Annotated in this window: 17 protein-coding genes and 2 tRNA genes; 16 read left to right on the top strand and 3 right to left on the bottom strand. The window is 44.0% G+C overall.

The window, feature by feature from the left end:
* Positions 1 to 248: 248 nt before the first annotated feature.
* From H8A87_RS10400 to H8A87_RS10375, 6 genes are all read left to right on the top strand, one after another.
* Complete coding sequence (locus H8A87_RS10400) at positions 249 to 1,550, top strand: NAD(P)/FAD-dependent oxidoreductase (protein ID WP_198689894.1); 1,302 nt, start codon at positions 249 to 251, stop codon at positions 1,548 to 1,550.
* Positions 1,551 to 1,619: 69 nt separating this feature from the next.
* Positions 1,620 to 2,000, top strand: coding sequence for a cupin domain-containing protein (locus H8A87_RS10395; RefSeq protein ID WP_198689893.1), 381 nt, complete (start codon positions 1,620 to 1,622; stop codon positions 1,998 to 2,000).
* Between the two features lie 13 nt (positions 2,001 to 2,013).
* Positions 2,014 to 3,507: an aldehyde dehydrogenase family protein gene (locus tag H8A87_RS10390; RefSeq protein ID WP_198689920.1), complete on the top strand. Its 1,494-nt coding sequence runs from the start codon at positions 2,014 to 2,016 to the stop codon at positions 3,505 to 3,507.
* Positions 3,508 to 3,703: 196 nt separating this feature from the next.
* Positions 3,704 to 5,140 carry an alkaline phosphatase gene (gene phoA / locus H8A87_RS10385; protein ID WP_198689892.1) on the top strand — a complete coding sequence of 479 codons (1,437 nt, stop codon included), beginning with the start codon at positions 3,704 to 3,706 and terminating at the stop codon, positions 5,138 to 5,140.
* 37 nt (positions 5,141 to 5,177) lie between these two features.
* Positions 5,178 to 5,420: a GNAT family N-acetyltransferase gene (locus tag H8A87_RS10380; RefSeq protein WP_198689891.1), complete on the top strand. Its 243-nt coding sequence runs from the start codon at positions 5,178 to 5,180 to the stop codon at positions 5,418 to 5,420.
* A 156-nt stretch (positions 5,421 to 5,576) separates the two neighbouring features.
* Entirely contained in the window at positions 5,577 to 5,858 is a 282-nt protein-coding gene (locus tag H8A87_RS10375) for a DUF1435 family protein (RefSeq protein ID WP_198689890.1), read from the top strand.
* Positions 5,859 to 5,938: 80 nt separating this feature from the next.
* Here the strand turns inward: H8A87_RS10375 and H8A87_RS10370 are convergent.
* The 3 genes from H8A87_RS10370 to rsmC form a co-directional block, all read right to left on the bottom strand.
* Positions 5,939 to 6,025 (bottom strand) — tRNA-Leu (locus H8A87_RS10370).
* Positions 6,026 to 6,071: 46 nt separating this feature from the next.
* Positions 6,072 to 6,158 (bottom strand) — tRNA-Leu (locus H8A87_RS10365).
* Between the two features lie 231 nt (positions 6,159 to 6,389).
* Positions 6,390 to 7,403 carry a 16S rRNA (guanine(1207)-N(2))-methyltransferase RsmC gene (rsmC, locus tag H8A87_RS10360; RefSeq protein WP_198689889.1) on the bottom strand — a complete coding sequence of 338 codons (1,014 nt, stop codon included), beginning with the start codon at positions 7,401 to 7,403 and terminating at the stop codon, positions 6,390 to 6,392.
* Between the two features lie 140 nt (positions 7,404 to 7,543).
* On the opposite strand from rsmC, the gene H8A87_RS10355 reads away from it, so the two are divergent.
* The 10 genes from H8A87_RS10355 to deoB all read left to right on the top strand — a co-directional run bounded on the left by H8A87_RS10355 (position 7,544) and on the right by deoB (position 19,278).
* A complete protein-coding gene (locus H8A87_RS10355; RefSeq protein WP_198689888.1) occupies positions 7,544 to 7,954 on the top strand; it encodes a DNA polymerase III subunit psi in 411 nt (136 codons plus the stop codon).
* On the top strand, positions 7,923 to 8,375 hold the full coding sequence (rimI, locus tag H8A87_RS10350; protein ID WP_198689887.1) for a ribosomal protein S18-alanine N-acetyltransferase: 453 nt from the start codon (positions 7,923 to 7,925) through the stop codon (positions 8,373 to 8,375). Before H8A87_RS10355 ends, rimI begins: the two co-directional genes overlap by 32 nt.
* A gap of 828 nt (positions 8,376 to 9,203) precedes the next feature.
* The gene (gene prfC / locus H8A87_RS10345) at positions 9,204 to 10,793 is read left to right on the top strand and encodes a peptide chain release factor 3 (protein ID WP_198689886.1); all 1,590 of its coding nucleotides are present in this window, start codon (positions 9,204 to 9,206) and stop codon (positions 10,791 to 10,793) included.
* Between the two features lie 194 nt (positions 10,794 to 10,987).
* On the top strand, positions 10,988 to 11,389 hold the full coding sequence (locus H8A87_RS10340; RefSeq protein ID WP_198689885.1) for a BON domain-containing protein: 402 nt from the start codon (positions 10,988 to 10,990) through the stop codon (positions 11,387 to 11,389).
* 272 nt (positions 11,390 to 11,661) lie between these two features.
* Positions 11,662 to 12,783 (top strand): patatin-like phospholipase family protein, encoded by a 1,122-nt coding sequence (locus H8A87_RS10335; RefSeq protein ID WP_198689884.1) that lies wholly within the window; start codon positions 11,662 to 11,664, stop codon positions 12,781 to 12,783.
* 4 nt (positions 12,784 to 12,787) lie between these two features.
* The gene (locus tag H8A87_RS10330; protein ID WP_198689883.1) at positions 12,788 to 13,558 is read left to right on the top strand and encodes a TatD family hydrolase; all 771 of its coding nucleotides are present in this window, start codon (positions 12,788 to 12,790) and stop codon (positions 13,556 to 13,558) included.
* A gap of 353 nt (positions 13,559 to 13,911) precedes the next feature.
* Complete coding sequence (locus tag H8A87_RS10325) at positions 13,912 to 15,177, top strand: NupC/NupG family nucleoside CNT transporter (RefSeq protein ID WP_198689919.1); 1,266 nt, start codon at positions 13,912 to 13,914, stop codon at positions 15,175 to 15,177.
* A 535-nt stretch (positions 15,178 to 15,712) separates the two neighbouring features.
* A complete protein-coding gene (deoC, locus tag H8A87_RS10320) occupies positions 15,713 to 16,492 on the top strand; it encodes a deoxyribose-phosphate aldolase (protein ID WP_198689882.1) in 780 nt (259 codons plus the stop codon).
* A gap of 143 nt (positions 16,493 to 16,635) precedes the next feature.
* On the top strand, positions 16,636 to 17,976 hold the full coding sequence (gene deoA, locus H8A87_RS10315) for a thymidine phosphorylase (RefSeq protein ID WP_198689881.1): 1,341 nt from the start codon (positions 16,636 to 16,638) through the stop codon (positions 17,974 to 17,976).
* Positions 17,977 to 18,054: 78 nt separating this feature from the next.
* Positions 18,055 to 19,278 carry a phosphopentomutase gene (gene deoB / locus H8A87_RS10310; protein ID WP_198689880.1) on the top strand — a complete coding sequence of 408 codons (1,224 nt, stop codon included), beginning with the start codon at positions 18,055 to 18,057 and terminating at the stop codon, positions 19,276 to 19,278.
* The last annotated feature ends 115 nt before the right edge of the window (positions 19,279 to 19,393 follow it).

Here is a 19,393-nt window from a genome sequence, read left to right as displayed (position 1 = left end):
ATGAAAACAACAAATGATTTGAGCATTTTAAGTACATATGATTCATATATATACCAGATAAGAAATGCATGGATGGCTGTTTTACGTATTTTTATTAATTTATTAATGTTTTTAAATCTTTATTGCTTTGTTAATACACCTGAATAACCAATGTTCAATAAATGTGATAAACACCCCTGAAAAAACAGAGTAGTGAGGTGATTGGCTGTACATCGTCAGGGGATAGGCAGATGCTCACGGGGTATAACATGAATAATAAACTTGATTCATTAACATACTATGCGGCAACTAAGAAATATGATCTTCGCTTTCCAATGCTGACAGAAGACTTAGATGTTGATGTCGTTATCATTGGCGGAGGTTTCTCCGGTATTAATACGGCATTGGAGCTGGCCGAAAAAGGCATCACCAATATTGCTATTTTGGAAGGTCGGACTTTGGGATATGGAGGTACAGGCCGCAATGGTGGTCAAGTGATGGCGGGTATTGGTCATGACTTGGATAAGATCAAGCGTCATATTGGTAAAAAAGGTCTGGAGACTATTTTTAAGATTAGTAGCTTGGGAGCGGGAATTATTCGTGACCGAATTGCCAAGTATGATATTCAGGCAGATTTTTGTCGAGGTTATGCTTATCTCGGCTGGAATTCACGGCAGGATAAAACCTTGCATGGCTGGTTGAAAGAATTTCGGTCGGCTTCCCCCAATGACGACATTGAGCTTTATACCGGCGCTGATGTTAAAAAAGTCATTGGCTCAGACCGCTATACCAGTGCATTGAAACATATGGGAAGTGGACACGTTCATTCACTCAACTTGCTGTTGGGAGAAGCCAAGGCGGCCACAGAATATGGTGTCAAAATTTTTGAAAACAGTCAGGTTGTGAACGTAGAGTATGGCCCGAGGGTCACAGTGCGCACAGCGACGGGTTCGGTTCGAGCCAGCAAGATGCTGTGGGCATGCAATGGCTTTTTGGATGGGCTTGAACCTTCTATCTACAGAAAAACTATCAATACTTATGCCTTCCAACTGATGACGGAAGAAATGCCAGACGATTTGATCGAAAGGATCAGCCCGATTCGTGGGGCATACAGTGATATTAGCCCTGTTATTGATTACTACCGTGTTACCAAAGAAAATCGCCTGTTATACGGCGGTGCGACACACTTTATTGAGTACATACCTTCCGATTTAAAAGCGTGGAACCGCAATCTTATGCTGAAAACTTTCCCTTATCTGAAAGATGTGAAAGTAGAACTGGCATGGGGTGGGCCATTATGTTGCAGCGCTAATTTATTCCCGCAAATTGGCTCTCTGCCTAATCATAAAAATGTGTTCTATGTTCAAGGTTATTCGGGTTTTGGTGTGACTCCGAGTCACATTATTTGCAAGGTTCTGGCTGAAGGAATGAGCGAAGGTTCTGACCGCTATTCGCTGCTGAGTTCGATTCCACATCTCAACATTATCGGGAAAGACAAACTGAGGAATGTACTCCTCTCTGCCGGCAAGATCTGGCACCAAACTTCAGGTTATTGGAAAGGTCGTCGTTAGTTTTATCTCTGCCTAACGTTTTTTCTCTTCGCTATTTTTTTGAACGGTAAATGTTAAAAGGTAAAAGTCATGGTAAAGCCATTATTGTTAGATAAAGCACTTCCTGAATTAATGCCAATTGGCAGTGTCACCCATCTTGGTTCTATTGTCGTGGAGGGCGATCCACAGGCGAGTGGCGCAATGATCCACGGAGAACTATCGGATAATCTGACTTGCGGTATTTTTGCCTGCACTAAGGGTAAATTTAGAATGACCTATCCCTTTGATGAAATGGCAACGGTTCATGAGGGTTCAGTGAAAATGACTGATGTCAAAACAGGGGTTATGGTTGAATATCATAAAGGCGACTCGTGGTTTGTGGTGAAAGGGACTGAAGTGTTGTGGGATATCACCAGTGAGCGTTTTGTCAAACATTACATGGCTTGTATAAACGCAAAAACATCGGGCTAGACGGGGAAAGATGATGAGTGAAATTAATTTGCTGGAGTCCGTTACAGCGTTTCTGCAACGTCCTCATGGTCACTATATTAATGGAGTCTCTGTTCTTGGTCAGGAGAATGAAATTTTTTCTATTGTTAACCCTGCTTCTGGTGAAACGATAGCCACGGTCAATCAAGGAGGAGAGACCGAAGTTAATCAGGCAATGCAGGCGGCATCGGACGCTTTTCACGGTGCGTGGGCACAAACATCTCCGATAGAACGGGGAAATTGCCTGAATCGGCTGGCTGATTTATTGCAAAAAAATGGAGAGGAACTGGCGCAACTAGAAAGTCTATGTTCCGGTAAACCCATTCAATTATCCCGCATGCTGGAAGTGGCGGCATCTGCCGATTATTTGCGTTATTTTGCCGGGTGGTCGAGCAAAATCAGTGGAGAAACACTGGATGTTTCATTGCCATCGCTTAAGGGAGAACAATATACCGCGTTTACCCGCCGTGAACCTATTGGTGTAGTGGTTGGTATTATTCCGTGGAATTTCTCCATTATGATTGCTATCTGGAAATTGGGAGCAGCACTGGCCAGCGGCTGTACGATTGTGCTTAAACCCAGTGAGTATACCCCCTTAACCATACTTCGTGTGGCAGAGCTGGCAAAAGAAGCAGGGGTTCCAGAGGGAGTGATCAATATCGTCAATGGTTCAGGGGCCCGTATTGGATCGTCTCTGATCAGCCATCCTCAATGTGATAAAGTCACTTTTACAGGTTCCGTTCCAACTGGCATGATCGTGGGGAAATCGGCTCTGGAGAAGGGATTGAAGCGTACGACGCTGGAACTTGGGGGCAAAAATGCGGCGGCTTTCCTGTCAGATATGACAGTTGAAAAAATTGTCGATGGCATATTGGAAGCGGGATATGTGTATCAAGGGCAAATCTGTGCGGCTGCGGAACGTTTCTATATTCCATCGATTCATATGGAAGCGGTCTTAGAATTGCTGTCTGAACGTTTATCCGCAATGAAAATGGGTTATCCCCTTGATGAATTAACGGAAATTGGGCCATTGGCAAATCGGGAACATTACGAAAAAATTCTCTCTTTGTTTGAGCAAGCGCGTCAGGATGGCTGCGAAATTATTTACGGAGGCCATGCGCTAGATGGGCCGGGATTTTTTGTTGCGCCAACGATTATTAGGGCCAATAGTGCTGAAGACTCGTTAATGAAAGAAGAGACGTTCGGGCCGATTGGCACTTTCCTCAGTTACGATGATGAGGACGAGTTAATTGCCATGATGAATGCGACGCCATTTGGCTTGTCTGCCAGTTTATGGACGAATGATCTGGGCAAGGCGATGCGTATGATCCCTCGCATTGAAGCGGGAATTCTATGGATTAATATGCATACTTTCCTCGATCCCGCAGTCCCATTTGGAGGCATAAAATCTTCAGGGATTGGTCGCGAATTTGGCAGTGCATTCATTGAACACTATACGGAATTGAAGTCGGTCATAATGCGTTACTGATAAGTTTGATTAGATTGGTAGAGCGCTGCTCGGTCTTTGACTGCTGAAGCGCTCAGTTTTATTTTTTCTTTTAAGAAAATTTCTTGTCATAAGAATGTCGTCATAGATTCAAATAACTGTCATGTGGCAGATCTATTATCCGAGCAACTCAACCTGATGATTTTGATCCAATTTATCTGATTGCAAGGAAAACCTTATGTCGCGTAATTATGAAAGAAATCTGCTTGCTACTGTCGTTGCCATACTGATGTCAGGAGCCACTGTGCCTGCCTGGGCTGTCAGCGATGCAAATCACATTATGGTGGAACAGCGTTCAGCGCGAGGCAATATTACCGAATTTGGCGGTGCTCGCCGTTTTACTCAAGATCAAACTGAGGCTCTTAAGGCTGCGCTGAGTAACACCAAAGCCAAGAATGTGATTTTGTTTATCGGTGATGGTATGGGGGACTCTGAAATTACCATTGCTCGTAATTATGCGGAGGGGGCTGGTGGCTTCTTTAAAGGGATCGATGCCTTGCCATTTACGGGGCAATATACGCACTACTCGCTGGATCAGAAAACTCAAAAACCTAACTATGTCACCGACTCTGCGGCTTCGGCCACGGCTTGGGCTACGGGAGTAAAAACCTATAATGGTGCGTTGGGCATTGATGTTTTTGGCAAAAAGCACCAATCTCTTCTGGAACTGGCCAAAAAGAATGGTAAAGCGACAGGAAATGTCACCACGGCTGAAATTCAGGATGCAACCCCAGCGGCTTTGTATGCCCATGTTACGGGACGTAAGTGTTATGGACCAGAAGAAACGTTGAAGAAATGTTCCAGCGATGCTTTAGAAAATGGGGGTAAAGGCTCCATTACAGAGCAATTGCTGGTAGCACGGGCTGATGTAACGTTGGGAGGCGGAGCAAAGTCGTTTACCCAGCAATCGATATCGGGTACCAATCAAGGAAAAACACTACAACAACAAGCGGTAGAGCAAGGATATCAATGGGTAACAGATGCGAAGTCGTTAGCGGCTGTTAAAGATGCCAATCAGAAAAAGCCCCTGTTAGGTTTGTTCCATGATGGAAACATGGATGTTGCGTGGGAAGGGCCAAAAGCGGTTTATCACGGTAATCTCAATGAAAAACCCGTGAAGTGCGAAGTTAATTCTAAATTAGATCCTAACGCACCGACTTTGGAACAAATGACAGAAAAGGCGATTGATTTGCTGAAAGAGAACAAAAATGGCTTTTTCCTGCAAGTCGAAAGCGCTTCAATTGATAAACAGGATCATAATGCTAACCCTTGTGCACAGATTGGTGAAACAGTGGCTTTGGATAAGGCCGTACAAGTTGGTCTTAAATTTGCGAAAGAGCATGGCGATACTTTAGTGATTGTGACTGCTGATCATGCGCAAGCCAGCCAGATCATTGAGCCTGATGTCAAATCACCCGGTTTGACCCGTTCACTGATTACTAAAGACGGCGCAGTCATGACGGTAAACTATGGCAATTCGGAAGAGGATAGTCAGGAACATACCGGTACACAGTTACGTGTTGCGGCTTATGGCCCACATGCTGCCAATGTTGTCGGTTTGACTGATCAGACTAATCTGTTCTTTACCATACGTGATGCGATGGACTTGAAATAATAATGGTACAAATGGGGAAAGTAGTGACTTACTTCAATTGTCTTTTCTACATATTAGCAAGGCATCTCGCGGCTCAGGGCTGGGAAAGCAGCTATTTCATTGTTGCACTGGTTTTGCCAAGGCAGAAGGAGCGAAAGGGTTATATATTTCATCGATACCTTCAGAAAATGCCGTAAATTTCTATCAGTATATGGGATGTGTGCTGATTGATCGGTCTGATACTGAACTTTATCAGCGAGAACCTGACGATATTCACCTGATTTATATCATCAATACCTAATTAACGATGCGGGAATTATTATCCCGCATTTTTTCCTTAGAATAATTGCTGTGAATCTCTGTCATTTATTTCCAGCCTGTGATTTAATCGTCACCAATATATGATATTGGGAATCATTATCATTTGAATTGGGCAGCTTAAGTTGGATGGTTTATCATGATTAGCGCAAAGCGGAATTTAAAGCTGGTTTTTTGGCAAAGCATTACAGGATTCTGGGGAATGCTGTTATCTAGCCTGATTATATCAGCATTAGTTGTGTCAGCATTGGTAATAGCGGGAGCAGGAATAGAGCAATTTAAGATCAGTATTCAGGGTGCCATGCTTCTGACGCTTATTTTGTTATTACATCGTAATGCGCGTCACTTCCTGTTAATTCCTGCTGGCATTGCCGTTATGTGCAGTTTGTTTGGTAGCTTTCGCTATCTGGGATATTTTTGAGACAAGCTAATACTCAGGTAAGAAGATTAAACAAGTAAGACGGGGAAAATAGAACAAAAAAAGAAAGGAAAATGAAACATTGGTGCGAAGGGGGGGACTTGAACCCCCACGTCCGTAAGGACACTAACACCTGAAGCTAGCGCGTCTACCAATTCCGCCACCCTCGCAGGTACTGCCATTTATCCAGTTTGTTTAACCGATAGTTATCTGATTTGGTGCGAAGGGGGGGACTTGAACCCCCACGTCCGTAAGAACACTAACACCTGAAGCTAGCGCGTCTACCAATTCCGCCACCCTCGCATACCCAGACACTATCACTTAAAAAAATGCACTTAAACGAATGCACTTAAACGAACAGTATGGACGCGCATTCTAGAGATTTTATGGCTGGCGTCAATCATTATTTAGTGAGAAAAAATGTGATTGGTGTAAAAATCGGCATGTTGTTGTTCTGGAATAATTGTTCTGGAATAATTGCCTGCCCGTTAAACTGGAGCAGGCAAAATAGGGATATCGTGCTGAATGCCTGAATTACTTCTTCGTCGCTTGATATACTTTAAATTTACCGGTCTGCGCAATCACTTCATGGTTACCAAAGGCTTTATCCAGCAAATTAGGATAAGGCAGGAAAGAGTTTGCCACGATCCGCAATTTACCACCGGATTTTAGATAGCTTGGTGCCATGCGGATCATATCGTCAGCCGCAGACAAGTTAGTTTTCAAGCCATCATGGAATGGTGGATTGGAAATGATCCAGTTGAATTTCTCTTCGATGGCAGAATACACATTGCTGGTGATGACATTGCCTTCCAACTTATTGGCTTTCAGCGTTGCTTTACTGGATGTGATGGCGGCGGCATTGACATCGCTCAATGTCAGAGCCAAATCAGGGTTCTTCTTACCCAGCACGGTTGCCAGTACTCCTGAGCCACAAGCAATATCCAGCAGGCTGCCAGAAATGGGAGCATCAAAAGTCGAAAGCAGCAAGCGGCTGCCGACATCCAAATCATCTTGGCTGAACACGCCAGGCAAAGTGTTGACGATGACATCATCCACTTGGTAGCTGTTCCACCAATTGTTTTGATCAAACTGAACCTGGTTTTTCAGTTGTCCATAAAACAGGCTGCAACGGCGAGCAGTGTCAATTTTATGGAAAGTTGCAATGCCTTCCATTAACTTATCAACACTGCGTACACCACTACGATTCTCTCCGACAATAAAGATATCTGTACCGGGAGGTAGAATGGAAAACAGATTACGTAGCTGGAAACGCGCTTCTTGCTTGTTTTTTGGCCAATAATAAATCAGCGTATCACATTCTTTAATAAATGTGCTGTCCGCCACAAGGCCAAACCAGACATTGTCACCCAGCTGACGAATCAGAGATTGCCAGTGGTGATATTGGTTAGTATGCACTCGCACACTTGCAGCTTCGATTTCTGTTGCTAGATTGTCCTGAAGATCACCGGCAAATAGCAGATGATGAGAGGTGAATTGTTCGTGATGGCGCAGGATAACTTCGCTGGCAGGGGTTAATACTGACATCTATGTATAGCTCCTTATAAATCTTTATCCAAGTATAAATACCTGTGGGCAGAACTGATATGCCATGCTGATTGGCGCAAAGATAAGCCCTCTGATAATATATTACCTGTTATTTTTTATGGCAGATGGAATAAAACACGATGACGAAGCGTGACAGATTACTCTCCCAGTTGGGAATTACCCAATGGGTTTTGCGTAGCCCGATGGCCTTGCAAGGTGAATTGTCTGTCCTCATCCCCGATTCAACCCGTCTATTGATCATTACTCATGATCATATTGACTTAAGTCATTCATTGTTTGCTGATATTTTCACCGCCATGGGGATTGACGCCTCATCGGTATATTGCATCACGACAAAAGATGTTGAGCTACTTTCGGAATCAATCCACTGCCCATGCTGGCTATTGGGGGTTGATATTACCTTATCAATACAAGGGATTTCTTTGAGAAGCTCGGCATTAAATGACTTATCTCTTGATGGGAATGCAAAACGCGCTCTTTGGCAACAAATTTACCATTATGAAGAATATTTCTCTATTAACTCACGTTGATCTTCCCGTAGCATTTCGAATAGAACAGTCCAGCCATGCGTTTCCGTGGAGTGAAAAAACGTTTTACTCCAACCAAGGAGAACGTTATCTCAACTATAAAATTACGCTGAATGACCAGATTATCGGTTTTGCGATAATGCAATATGTTATGGATGAAGCGACGCTATTTAATATCGCCATTCATCCTGAACATCAATCACGAGGATATGGCAAAGCATTGCTGAACCATCTCATCACTATATTACCTGAAAAACAGATAAACACGCTGTGGCTTGAGGTGCGACGTTCCAATCAATCTGCTATTCGTTTATATGAAGATCTAGGCTTCAATGAAGTTTCTATCCGCAAGAATTATTATCCGACAGCGGCGGGAAAGGAAGATGCCATTATTATGGCGTTGCCGTTGTTTGGTGAGGGCTGATAGGTATTTATTAATTTATTTCGGTTGATTTATGCTCTGTTTTTGTTCAAAATTTGATTTCTAATGTCAGAAAATCGATGACTTTTTCTGTAGCATAGGGGAAATCATGACCATTTCACAATCGATAAGGCAACGTATTCACAGCTATGAGTCAGGGGGAGTTATTCACGAGTGAGTCTTTTCTGACTCTTGGCTCACGTACGGCAGTTGATAAAACGCTTTCACGTTTGGTTGAAAAGAAAGAAGAAGAATTTGGTTTACTGAAAACTTGCAACTTACCTGCGTAGATGTCATCAGCCATTCAACATGTTGATTATGAGGCTGTCCATGGCTGATTCTTATTTTGCGATTATGCCTGATGAGTAGCGGGCTATTCTGGGATATGCGGCGGATCGGTTAGGGCGTTCTGAAAATGTTTTAGAAAAGGATATTTGGGTTTGTTGGGTATTAAAAACACTATTTAGCCTAACAGAAGTACCTCCTATGGCTTTTAAAGGTGGAACTTCGTTATCAAAAGTTATGTGTATCAGTATGCAAATGAGGTTGTGGTTCCCCATATTCAATCCCTCTTTTGACGAGTTGATAGAGGCCATTAAACAAATTGAAAATGAAATTAACTCATGGGATTGACACAATTTTTATTGTGTTTGACTTTGCTGAAAATCGATTTATGACAATGAGTTTGACATTCATGGATTGTTTATAAATCCAAGTTCAGCGAAAATAAGCGCCAATCACGATTAACATGACGGATTTGAAGGCGAAGAGCCAGCAGGGCACGTTTCCCAAATGGTATCAATCCGTGTACAGACTAGAAGATTCCAATTGATGTCAAATTCACCATTTCTGCAAGAAGTCGCGAAACGGCGTACTTTTGCAATAATTTCCCACCCTGATGCGGGTAAAACGACCATTACCGAAAAAGTTTTACTGTTCGGACAGGCGATCCAGAAAGCGGGTACGGTAAAAGGCCGGGGCTCTAACCAACATGCTAAATCAGACTGGATGGAGATGGAAAAACAGCGTGGTATTTCCATTACCACTTCTGTGATGCAGTTTCCTTATGATGACTGTTTGGTTAATTTACTGGATACTCCAGGGCACGAAGACTTTTCTGAAGATACCTACCGTACCTTGACCGCTGTTGACTGCTGTTTGATGGTCATTGACGCTGCGAAAGGGGTTGAGGATCGTACCCGTAAGCTGATGGAAGTCACTCGTCTGCGTGACACGCCTATCCTGACATTCATGAACAAGCTCGACCGTGATATTCGTGATCCGATGGAGTTGATGGATGAAGTGGAAAATGAGCTGAACATCGCCTGTAGTCCAATTACATGGCCTATCGGCTGTGGTAAGTCCTTCAAAGGCGTTTATCATCTCTACCTTGATGAAATTTACCTGTATCAATCTGGTCAAGGACATACCATTCAGGAAGTCCGCGCTATTAAAGGGCTGGATAATCCTGAATTGGATACGGCAGTGGGGGAAGATCTGGCGAAACAATTACGTGAAGAGCTGGAACTGGTCAAAGGTGCATCTCATGAATTTGATCAGGAAGCGTTTTTACAGGGTGAATTGACGCCAGTATTTTTCGGTACTGCATTGGGTAACTTTGGTGTTGATCATATGCTGGATGGCCTTGTTAAATGGGCTCCAACCCCAATGCCCCGTCGGACAGACGCGCGTGAAGTGATCGCCAATGAAGAGAAGTTCACAGGCTTTGTTTTCAAAATCCAAGCCAATATGGATCCGAAACACCGTGACCGCGTGGCATTCCTGCGAGTTGTTTCCGGTAAATATGAAAAGGGCATGAAACTGCGTCAAGTCCGCATTAAGAAAGACGTCGTTATTTCTGATGCACTGACCTTTATGGCAGGAGATCGCTCTCATGTTGAACACGCTTATCCGGGGGATATTATCGGCCTGCACAATCATGGCACAATCCAGATTGGTGATACCTTTACCCAAGGGGAAGAGCTGAAATTTACCGGTATCCCTAACTTTGCACCTGAATTGTTCCGCCGTATCCGTCTGCGTGATCCGTTGAAACAGAAGCAACTGCTGAAAGGTCTGGTTCAGTTATCAGAAGAAGGGGCTGTACAGGTCTTCCGCCCGCTGGCCAATAACGATCTGATTGTAGGGGCGGTAGGTGTGCTCCAGTTTGATGTTGTTGTTGCTCGCTTGAAGAGTGAATACAACGTTGAAGCACTGTATGAACCTGTTAACGTTTCTACGGCTCGCTGGGTAGAGTGTAGCGATGTGAAGAAACTGGAAGAGTTCAAGCGCAAGAATGAACTGAACTTGGCACTCGATGGCGGTGATAACTTAACTTACATTGCACCGACAATGGTTAACTTAAACCTGACCAGTGAACGTTATCCTGATGTCGCTTTCCGTAAGACACGGGAACACTGATGTTTTTCTGGGCCAACTATCCTGTTGGCTCTTATTATTTAATTCATATCTTCTATTTTCTTCTTAAAATGAAGAATAATTCTCTGGTTTAATGAAAATTTACGTTATTTTTTGTAAAGCCGATTTTATCGCCACCTCCTAGTTGACATACTGTTCTGGTAACGATTCTCGCTTATGTTAAAGAAGGTGGTAGGATGAAGAATATCAAGTTTACACATTCACTACTGGCCGTTGTTCTAGGCGTGGTACTGATCAGTGGTAATGCTCTGGCTACGGAAATCTTTTCAGGAAAAAGCGTGGAGAGTACGGGGCATAAAATCGATAAATCTATAGACAATGTAGGGAAAAAAATTGATAACTCCTTGCAGAATGCAGATACCTATTTGGACGATAGTACCATTACTGCACAAGTGAAAGGGAAATTGCTGGAATATAAGGGCATAAATAGCAATGACATTTCAGTGAAAACGGAAAAAGGCGTTGTTTATCTTTCAGGTTTTGTCAAAAACAAACTTCAGGCGGCGCAAATAGCTGAAATTGTCCATGGAGTGAAAGGCGTCAGAGCAGTGAAGAGTACTATAGAGATTAAAAAATAACTGATATTGTGAATAGAGTGGCAGGTAATAAGCCACTCTTCTTGCTTCTTTTCCTCGAATAATATTCTGTTAAATGACGAGATTATTTCATAGGGAATGTTATTTGCTGGCTGTATTCGGATAACTGGCTACGTTAATATCTATTGGTGCTCTATTTTTCATGATTTAACGAAAATTTTACAAATAGATTGTTTGAGCAACAATATACTGATAGATATTCAGCATGTGTGTTATATCTTGATGCTGCCATTGATTTTTAGAGGAGGAAAAGTGTGGGGAAACATATTCCAATAACGTTAGGCAATATAGAACCTTTAGCTTATAAGTCACAGATCAAACCAGGAAAAATTGCACTCGTTTGTGAAGGTGGTGGTCAGAGGGGGATTTTTACCGCTGGTGTTTTGGATGAGTTCCTCCGTCTTGGTTTTAATCCGTTTGACCTGTTCCTTGGCACGTCGGCGGGAGCACAGAACCTCTCGGCCTATATTTGCGGTCAGCGGGGTTATGCCCGCAGAGTAATTAATCGTTATACCACTGATCCCGCCTTTTTTAATCCATTTCGCTTTGTTCGCGGTGGGCATTTGATCGATTTAGATTGGTATATTGATACCATATCTGAGCAGTTACCACTTAATATTCCTGCTGCGTTGCGTCAGTTTGATGCAGGACGCGAATTCTACATGTGTGCCTGTCGCGCTGATAACTTTGAGCCTGATTATTTGCATCCTGATGACAAAAATTGGATGGAAATTATAAAAGCCTCCAGCGCCATTCCTGGTTTTTATCGTAATGGCGTTACCCTTGGCGATGTGATTTATCAAGATGGTGGCATTTGCGATGCAATTCCAGTGCAAGAAGCGTATCGTCGTGGTGCAGATACGATTGTCGTGATCCGGACCGTTCCTTCACAGCTTTACTATACGCCTCAGTGGTTCAAACGCATGGAGCGCTGGTTAGAGACTAGTAGTTTGCAAAAAATGGTCAAGATGCTCAATCTCCATGCCCAGAGTTACGGCCGAACGCAAAAATTTATCGAAAATCCACCGGATGATGTACAAATCTTCGAAATCTACCCGCCTGCGCCATTATCTGCGATGGCGTTGGCAAGCCGAGTCAGTGCATTAAATGATGATTATCATTTGGGACGGCGTTGTGGGCGATATTTTTTGGCGACTATTGGGCATACTTTTGTGGGCGGAAAATTTGGGCAAGTAGAACGTAAGAGCTATGGTGTCTGCCGCAGTGGCCTAAGTTCTGATGGCATCAATCGTAGTGGCTTCCGTAGAAACCATTTCTTGGACAGTATCGATTACCCGCTAGTAGAACCACCTGTGTCTGATGTGGTTGACAATGCTCAGGCAACAGGGCCGATCATGATGGATGACTTGGATTAATTAGATGTTTATTGATACCCATTGCCATTTTGATTTTCCTCCCTTTGTCGGTGATGAAACAACAAGCCTGAAACAAGCCAGACAAATGGGCGTGGAAAAACTTGTCGTGCCCACGATCGGTCAAATGAATTTCAAGCGAGTTGCGGCGTTGGCAGAGGTTTATTCTCCAATCTATGCTGCATTTGGTTTGCACCCGCTCTATATTAGCGAACATCAAAACGCGCATATGGATGAGTTGGATCAGAAGCTACAGGAAAAAAATACCAAATGTGTGGCGGTAGGCGAAATTGGTCTTGACCTTTATATGCCAGAGCCGCAGTTTGAAAAGCAGAAAAACATGTTGGAAGCACAGTTAACGCTGGCCAAACAACATGATTTACCCGTGATACTTCACTCCAGAAAAAGCCATGATCAATTGGCGGCAATCTTGCGAAAGCATAAATTACCACGTACAGGGGTGATTCATGGTTTTGCGGGCAGTTTGTCCCAAGCTCAGGCCTTTATTCGTCTGGGATATTACATTGGTGTAGGAGGAACGATTACATACGACAGGGCGCAAAAGACACGCAGCACAATTTCACAACTGCCTCTGTCATCTTTGTTATTAGAAACGGACGCACCCGATATGCCATTATCTGGGTTTCAGGGGCAGCCAAACCGGCCGGAAAGAATTGCACCGATTTTTTCAGTATTATGTGCATTACGCCAAGAGTCGTCAGATGAAATTGCCGAGCAAATTTATCAAAATAGTGTGACACTATTTACATTGAGTTGATCTTAACAAGTAAAAACCATAAAAGTTTTTTCAGTAGTGGAAGTACATAATTGGCCTTCAATAAACATTAATAATGCTTAACTTATATTCCCTGCCCATTTATTCTTTTTTTTACCTTTTTCTCCGTGAAATTATCTAATCCCCCTGAAATTAAGTGGTTTTATGTGATGAATGTCTCATTTTAAGTTTTTATATTACTTTTTGCTGTATTAATTTGTGATGTTAGTTGCTTGTTCCTTTTTGGTACTAGGTATAATCGGCTCACACACAATGTCAGTAGGAACTTATAAAATAACTGACATATCTTTTTATTATTCATTCAGTGAACAGGGATTCTTCCAATGCAACTCTTTATGAGCCTGATCGGGATGGCAGTGCTGGTTTTCATCGCGGTACTCTTCTCCAGTAACTATCGAGCCATTAAAATCCGTACTGTCCTGGGCGCCTTTCTGATTCAGGTTGCTATTGGGGCATTTGTACTTTACGTACCGGCTGGCAAAGACATTCTGGGGGGGATGTCAAAAGGCGTTTCCAACGTAATTGGATATGGCCAGAAAGGAACAGATTTTATTTTTGGCGGGTTAGTTTCCGACAAAATGTTTGAATTGTTCGGTGGTGGTGGCTTTATTTTTGCTTTGCGTGTTCTGCCCGTGATAGTTTTCTTCTCCTCACTCATTGCCGTTTTGTATTACATGGGCATTATGCAGCTCGTCATCAAGGTATTGGGCGGTGGCTTGCAGAAATTGCTGGGAACATCACGGACTGAATCTCTGTCTGCAACTGCGAATATTTTCGTAGGTCAAACTGAAGCGCCTCTGGTTGTTCGCCCTTATATTTCGACCATGACCCAATCTGAGTTGTTTGCCGTTATGTGCGGTGGTTTGGCTTCTGTAGCAGGTTCAGTGCTGGCGGGTTATGCTCAAATGGGTGTTCCATTGGAATACCTGATTGCAGCTTCATTCATGGCTGCACCGGGTGGTCTGCTGTTTGCGAAACTGATGGTTCCGGAAACCGAAGAAACTCACGATACCGCTGATGCTATGTCACTGATAGCGGCGGAAGATCGTCCTGCAAATATCATTGATGCAGCCGCATCGGGTGCAGCATCCGGTATGCAACTGGCTCTGAACGTCGGCGCAATGTTGCTGGCATTCACCGCATTGATTGCTTTGCTGAATGGTATTTTAGGCGGCGTCGGCGGTTGGTTCGATTACCCTCAATTATCTATGGAACTGGTTCTGGGCTGGGTTTTTGCACCAATTGCCTATCTGATCGGTGTTCCGTGGCATGAAGCGACTATCGCAGGCTCTTTCATCGGCCAGAAGGTGGTTGTCAATGAATTTGTAGCATTCATGAATTTTGGGCAATACCTGAAGGCTGACGATATGGTTCAGGCGGCGGGTCTGCAAGTGCTTTCCGAGCATACTAAAGCAATTATCTCCTTTGCCTTGTGTGGTTTCGCTAACTTGTCTTCCGTTGCTATTCTGTTGGGTGGTTTGGGCGGTATGGCACCAAACCGTCGCGGTGATGTTGCCCGTTTCGGCATGAAAGCTGTACTGGCCGGTTCACTCTCTAACTTGATGAGTGCAACCATTGCTGGATTCTTCCTCTCATTGTAAGACGAAAGGATAGTGTATCAAATTGAATGCAGGTGAGATTTCTCACCTGCATTTGTTTTTACTGAAACTATTTAACGTGATTTAGTTCACATTAAAATGTTTGTACTTGCAAATCTCATTTGATTAGTGTGATTTTAAGCACTCATTATTGCTCACTTACATGTTCAAATAATGAGGTGTAAAGACTTTATGGCTAAGCTGCTTCTTGTGAAGTCGTGTAAGCTGAAGAAAGCCAAGTCAATCTAAGCATAGTGCAAAAAATTGCGCGGGAAGATAGTGCAGAAAAAATTAGCAAAGAATAAACAGTAGTAAAAATAAACAGTAGTAAAAAATAAATAGTGCGGAGAGAAGGAACTCTGTTGTTGCTGTGGTATAGAACCGTGGCGACATCTTCAAGGAACCAAGTCCGCTCGCCAACAAATGAACGAGCTTGTTGTTAAAAATAACTGTTAAAAATAATCGTTCGTTCAAAATCATCGTACAAAAGAATGTGTGAACTGATTCAGTCACGATAATAATACCGTTGGAGAGTTTTATGACCGATTTAACCGCCGCTGCTCAGCGTTCGCTGGGTTTGATGGATTTAACTACACTTAATGATGATGATACAGATGAAAAAGTGACAGCACTTTGTCGTCAAGCAAACAGCCCTGCTGGACATACGGCAGCCATCTGTATCTACCCACGTTTTATTCCCGTGGCACGCAAGGTATTGCGTGAACAGGGAACTCCCGATATTCGCATTGCCACGGTGACCAACTTCCCACACGGCAATGATGATATCGATATTGCACTGGCCGAAACTCGTGCTGCCATCGCCTATGGTGCTGATGAAGTGGATGTTGTTTTCCCTTATCGCGCATTGATGGCAGGCAATGAACAGATTGGTTTTAACTTGGTAAAAGCCTGCAAAACGGCCTGTGCTGAATCAGGTGTTTGGCTAAAAGTCATTATTGAAACGGGTGAATTGAAAGAAGCGGAGCTGATTCGTAAGGCATCTGAAATTTCAATTAACGCCGGTGCAGATTTCATCAAAACCTCAACCGGTAAAGTTCCTGTTAATGCGACACTGGAAAGTGCCGAAATCATGCTGAGTGTGATCCGCGACATGGGCGTTGGCGATACCGTTGGTTTTAAACCTGCGGGCGGTGTGCGCACTGCCGAAGAAGCGGCGCAGTATCTGGCGCTGGTTGAGCGCATCATGGGAAACAAATGGGCCGATTCCCGCCATTTCCGTTTTGGTGCTTCTAGTTTGTTGGGTAGTTTGCTGACCACGCTTGGACATCAGGGCCAAAAACAGAGCAGTGGTTATTGAGATCGATAATGACTTATACCCAATAGATTTCAAGTTGCAGCCAACAAAACAGCAAATTGAAAGATGAAGGGGATATTAAATGCACGCTAAGATAGTGTGCATTACTGCCATTCTTTTCAGATAATAATGATTGGGAGGTAGCTTTGTTTCTGGCACAGGAAATTATCCGTAAAAAACGAGATGGTCATCGATTGAGCGAAGAAGAGATCCGTTTCTTTATTAACGGAGTCCGTGATAATACGGTTTCTGAAGGGCAAATCGCTGCACTGGCAATGACCATCTATTTCCATGATATGACGATGGAAGAACGTGTCGCATTGACATTGGCAATGCGTGATTCCGGTACGGTTTTAGATTGGAAGACATTGAATTTACCCGGCCCGATTGTCGATAAACACTCGACGGGCGGTGTGGGGGATGTCACTTCCCTGATGCTTGGTCCAATGGTGGCAGCGTGTGGGGGATATGTACCGATGATCTCCGGGCGTGGCTTGGGACATACCGGAGGCACACTGGATAAATTGGAATCCATCCCCGGTTTTGACATTTTTCCTGATGAACATCGTTTCCGTGACATTATTCGGGATGTGGGAGTTGCAATTATCGGGCAGACCAGTTCACTGGCACCTGCGGATAAACGTTTTTATGCGACACGTGATATCACGGCGACCGTTGATTCCATCCCTTTGATTACTGCGTCGATTTTGGGTAAAAAATTGGCCGAAGGATTGGATGCACTGGTCATGGATGTAAAAGTCGGTTCCGGCGCATTTATGCCGACTTACGAACAATCGGAGCGACTGGCAGAATCCATCGTCGGGGTAGCGAATGGTGCGGGTTGCAAAACAACAGCGCTATTGACGGATATGAATCAAGTCCTGGCATCCAGTGCCGGTAATGCGCTGGAAGTGCGTGAAGCTGTCCAATTCCTGACAGGCGAGTACCGTAATCCCCGGTTATTTGAAGTGACTATGGCACTGTCTGCTGAAATGCTGGTTTCAGGCAATCTGGCAACCGATCGTGATGATGCACGTCGTCAGTTACAGGTGGCGCTGGACAGTGGCAAAGCGGCTGAAATATTTGGTCGCATGGTGGCAGCACAGAAAGGGCCAGTTGATTTTGTTGAAAATTACGCCCGTTATCTACCGACGGCGGAATTCAGCAAGCCAGTATTGGCAGGGCAAAATGGCATCGTTGCAGAAATGGATACCCGAGCGTTGGGAATGTCTGTTGTTGCATTGGGTGGAGGCCGTCGTAAGGCGACCGACCCTATTAATTACAGTGTGGGGCTGAGTGATATCGTTGCGCTAGGTACAAAAGTAAAGGCAGATACCCCTCTGGTGATGATTCATGCCAATAGTGAAAAGGATTGGCATGAAGCCGCAGAAGCAGTGTGTAACGCTTTTGTTTTTGAGGAAAAGGTTTTTGAAGAAAATGCAACAAAAGCTGCCACACCGATGGTTTATCGTCATATCAGTGAATAAACCATACAAGCATTAACAATAGATTTTAATAGCTGGCAGTTTCCGCATTGATAGCGTGAATTGGCGCAGGAGAAAATTATGAAACGTACATTCATCATGGTATTGGATTCCTTTGGCATCGGTGCAAGTGCAGATGCTGAAAAGTTTGGTGATCAGGGATCTAACACTTTAGGGCATATCGCAGAACAATGTGCCCGTGGTGAGGCTGATATCGGCCGTAAAGGGCCATTGCACCTGCCAAATTTGAGCCGTTTGGGATTGGGCAAGGCGACGGAAGAGTCCTGTGGAGCCTTCCCTATTGGTTTGGACAAAGATGCTGAAATTATTGGTGCTTATGGTTATGCGAGTGAACTTTCTTCTGGTAAAGACACACCATCAGGCCACTGGGAAATTGCGGGGGTTCCGGTTCTGTTCGACTGGGGATATTTCCGAGACGAAGAAAACAGCTTTCCACAGGAATTGCTGGATAAGCTCGTTGAGCGTGCCAACTTGCCGGGTTATCTGGGTAACTGCCACTCTTCCGGTACGGTTATTCTGGATAAACTGGGTGAAGAGCACATGAAAACCGGCAAGCCGATTTTCTATACCTCTGCGGATTCTGTTTTTCAGATTGCCTGCCATGAAGAGACATTCGGCTTGGATCGTCTGTATGAGCTGTGTGAAATAGCTCGTGAAGAGCTGACTATTGGCGACTATAACATTGGCCGTGTTATTGCCCGCCCATTTGTAGGTGATAAAACGGGTAATTTCCAGCGTACTGGCAACCGTCATGACTTGGCAGTTGAACCGCCAGCTCCAACTATCCTGAAAAAACTGGTTGATGAAAAACAGGGTGAAGTGGTTTCCATTGGCAAAATTGCGGATATCTACGCGAATGTGGGTATCACTAAAAAGGTTAAAGCGACGGGAATTGATGCCTTGTTTGATGCTTCACTGATTGAAATGGAGCAGGCAGGAAATGACACCATCGTATTTACCAACTTTGTTGATTTCGATTCCTCTTACGGCCATCGCCGTGATGTTGCAGGTTATGCAGCAGCGCTGGAGTTGTTTGACCGTCGTCTGCCAGAAATGTTGAAATTGGTTAAAGGAGATGACGTTCTGATCTTCACCGCTGATCACGGTTGTGACCCAACTTGGGCGGGATCTGATCATACTCGTGAGCACATCCCCGTTTTGGTTTACGGGCCTAAAGTTAAACCCGGTTCATTAGGGCATCGTGAAACATTTGCCGACATTGGTCAGACAGTAGCGAAATATTTCGCTCTGACACCAATGGATTACGGTAAAGCAATGTTTTAATTTTGGGGAAGCCAATTGGCTTCCCCGATTTTTACCTATACCCAATAGATTTCAAATTGCAGCACGACCAACAAAGCAGCACCTTGAAAGATGAAGGGTATATTTTGATACGTAA

It is taken from the genome of Xenorhabdus lircayensis, assembly GCF_016306625.1.
GTDB classification, from domain to species: domain Bacteria; phylum Pseudomonadota; class Gammaproteobacteria; order Enterobacterales; family Enterobacteriaceae; genus Xenorhabdus; species Xenorhabdus lircayensis.
The sequence above is the reverse complement of the archived record's forward strand: the minus strand, read 5'-3'. Positions and strand labels throughout refer to the sequence as shown.

What these genes read in the sequence shown, in the direction of transcription:
- H8A87_RS10400 (WP_198689894.1), top strand. Translation starts at nt 249, where the DNA reads ATGAATAATAAACTTGATTCATTAACATACTATGCGGCAACTAAGAAA.
- H8A87_RS10395 (WP_198689893.1), top strand. Translation starts at nt 1,620, where the DNA reads ATGGTAAAGCCATTATTGTTAGATAAAGCACTTCCTGAATTAATGCCA.
- H8A87_RS10390 (WP_198689920.1), top strand. Translation starts at nt 2,014, where the DNA reads ATGAGTGAAATTAATTTGCTGGAGTCCGTTACAGCGTTTCTGCAACGT.
- phoA (WP_198689892.1), top strand. Translation starts at nt 3,704, where the DNA reads ATGTCGCGTAATTATGAAAGAAATCTGCTTGCTACTGTCGTTGCCATA.
- H8A87_RS10375 (WP_198689890.1), top strand. Translation starts at nt 5,577, where the DNA reads ATGATTAGCGCAAAGCGGAATTTAAAGCTGGTTTTTTGGCAAAGCATT.
- rsmC (WP_198689889.1), bottom strand. Translation starts at nt 7,403, where the DNA reads ATGTCAGTATTAACCCCTGCCAGCGAAGTTATCCTGCGCCATCACGAA.
- H8A87_RS10355 (WP_198689888.1), top strand. Translation starts at nt 7,544, where the DNA reads ATGACGAAGCGTGACAGATTACTCTCCCAGTTGGGAATTACCCAATGG.
- rimI (WP_198689887.1), top strand. Translation starts at nt 7,923, where the DNA reads ATGAAGAATATTTCTCTATTAACTCACGTTGATCTTCCCGTAGCATTT.
- prfC (WP_198689886.1), top strand. Translation starts at nt 9,204, where the DNA reads ATGTCAAATTCACCATTTCTGCAAGAAGTCGCGAAACGGCGTACTTTT.
- H8A87_RS10340 (WP_198689885.1), top strand. Translation starts at nt 10,988, where the DNA reads ATGAAGAATATCAAGTTTACACATTCACTACTGGCCGTTGTTCTAGGC.
- H8A87_RS10330 (WP_198689883.1), top strand. Translation starts at nt 12,788, where the DNA reads ATGTTTATTGATACCCATTGCCATTTTGATTTTCCTCCCTTTGTCGGT.
- H8A87_RS10325 (WP_198689919.1), top strand. Translation starts at nt 13,912, where the DNA reads ATGAGCCTGATCGGGATGGCAGTGCTGGTTTTCATCGCGGTACTCTTC.
- deoC (WP_198689882.1), top strand. Translation starts at nt 15,713, where the DNA reads ATGACCGATTTAACCGCCGCTGCTCAGCGTTCGCTGGGTTTGATGGAT.
- deoB (WP_198689880.1), top strand. Translation starts at nt 18,055, where the DNA reads ATGAAACGTACATTCATCATGGTATTGGATTCCTTTGGCATCGGTGCA.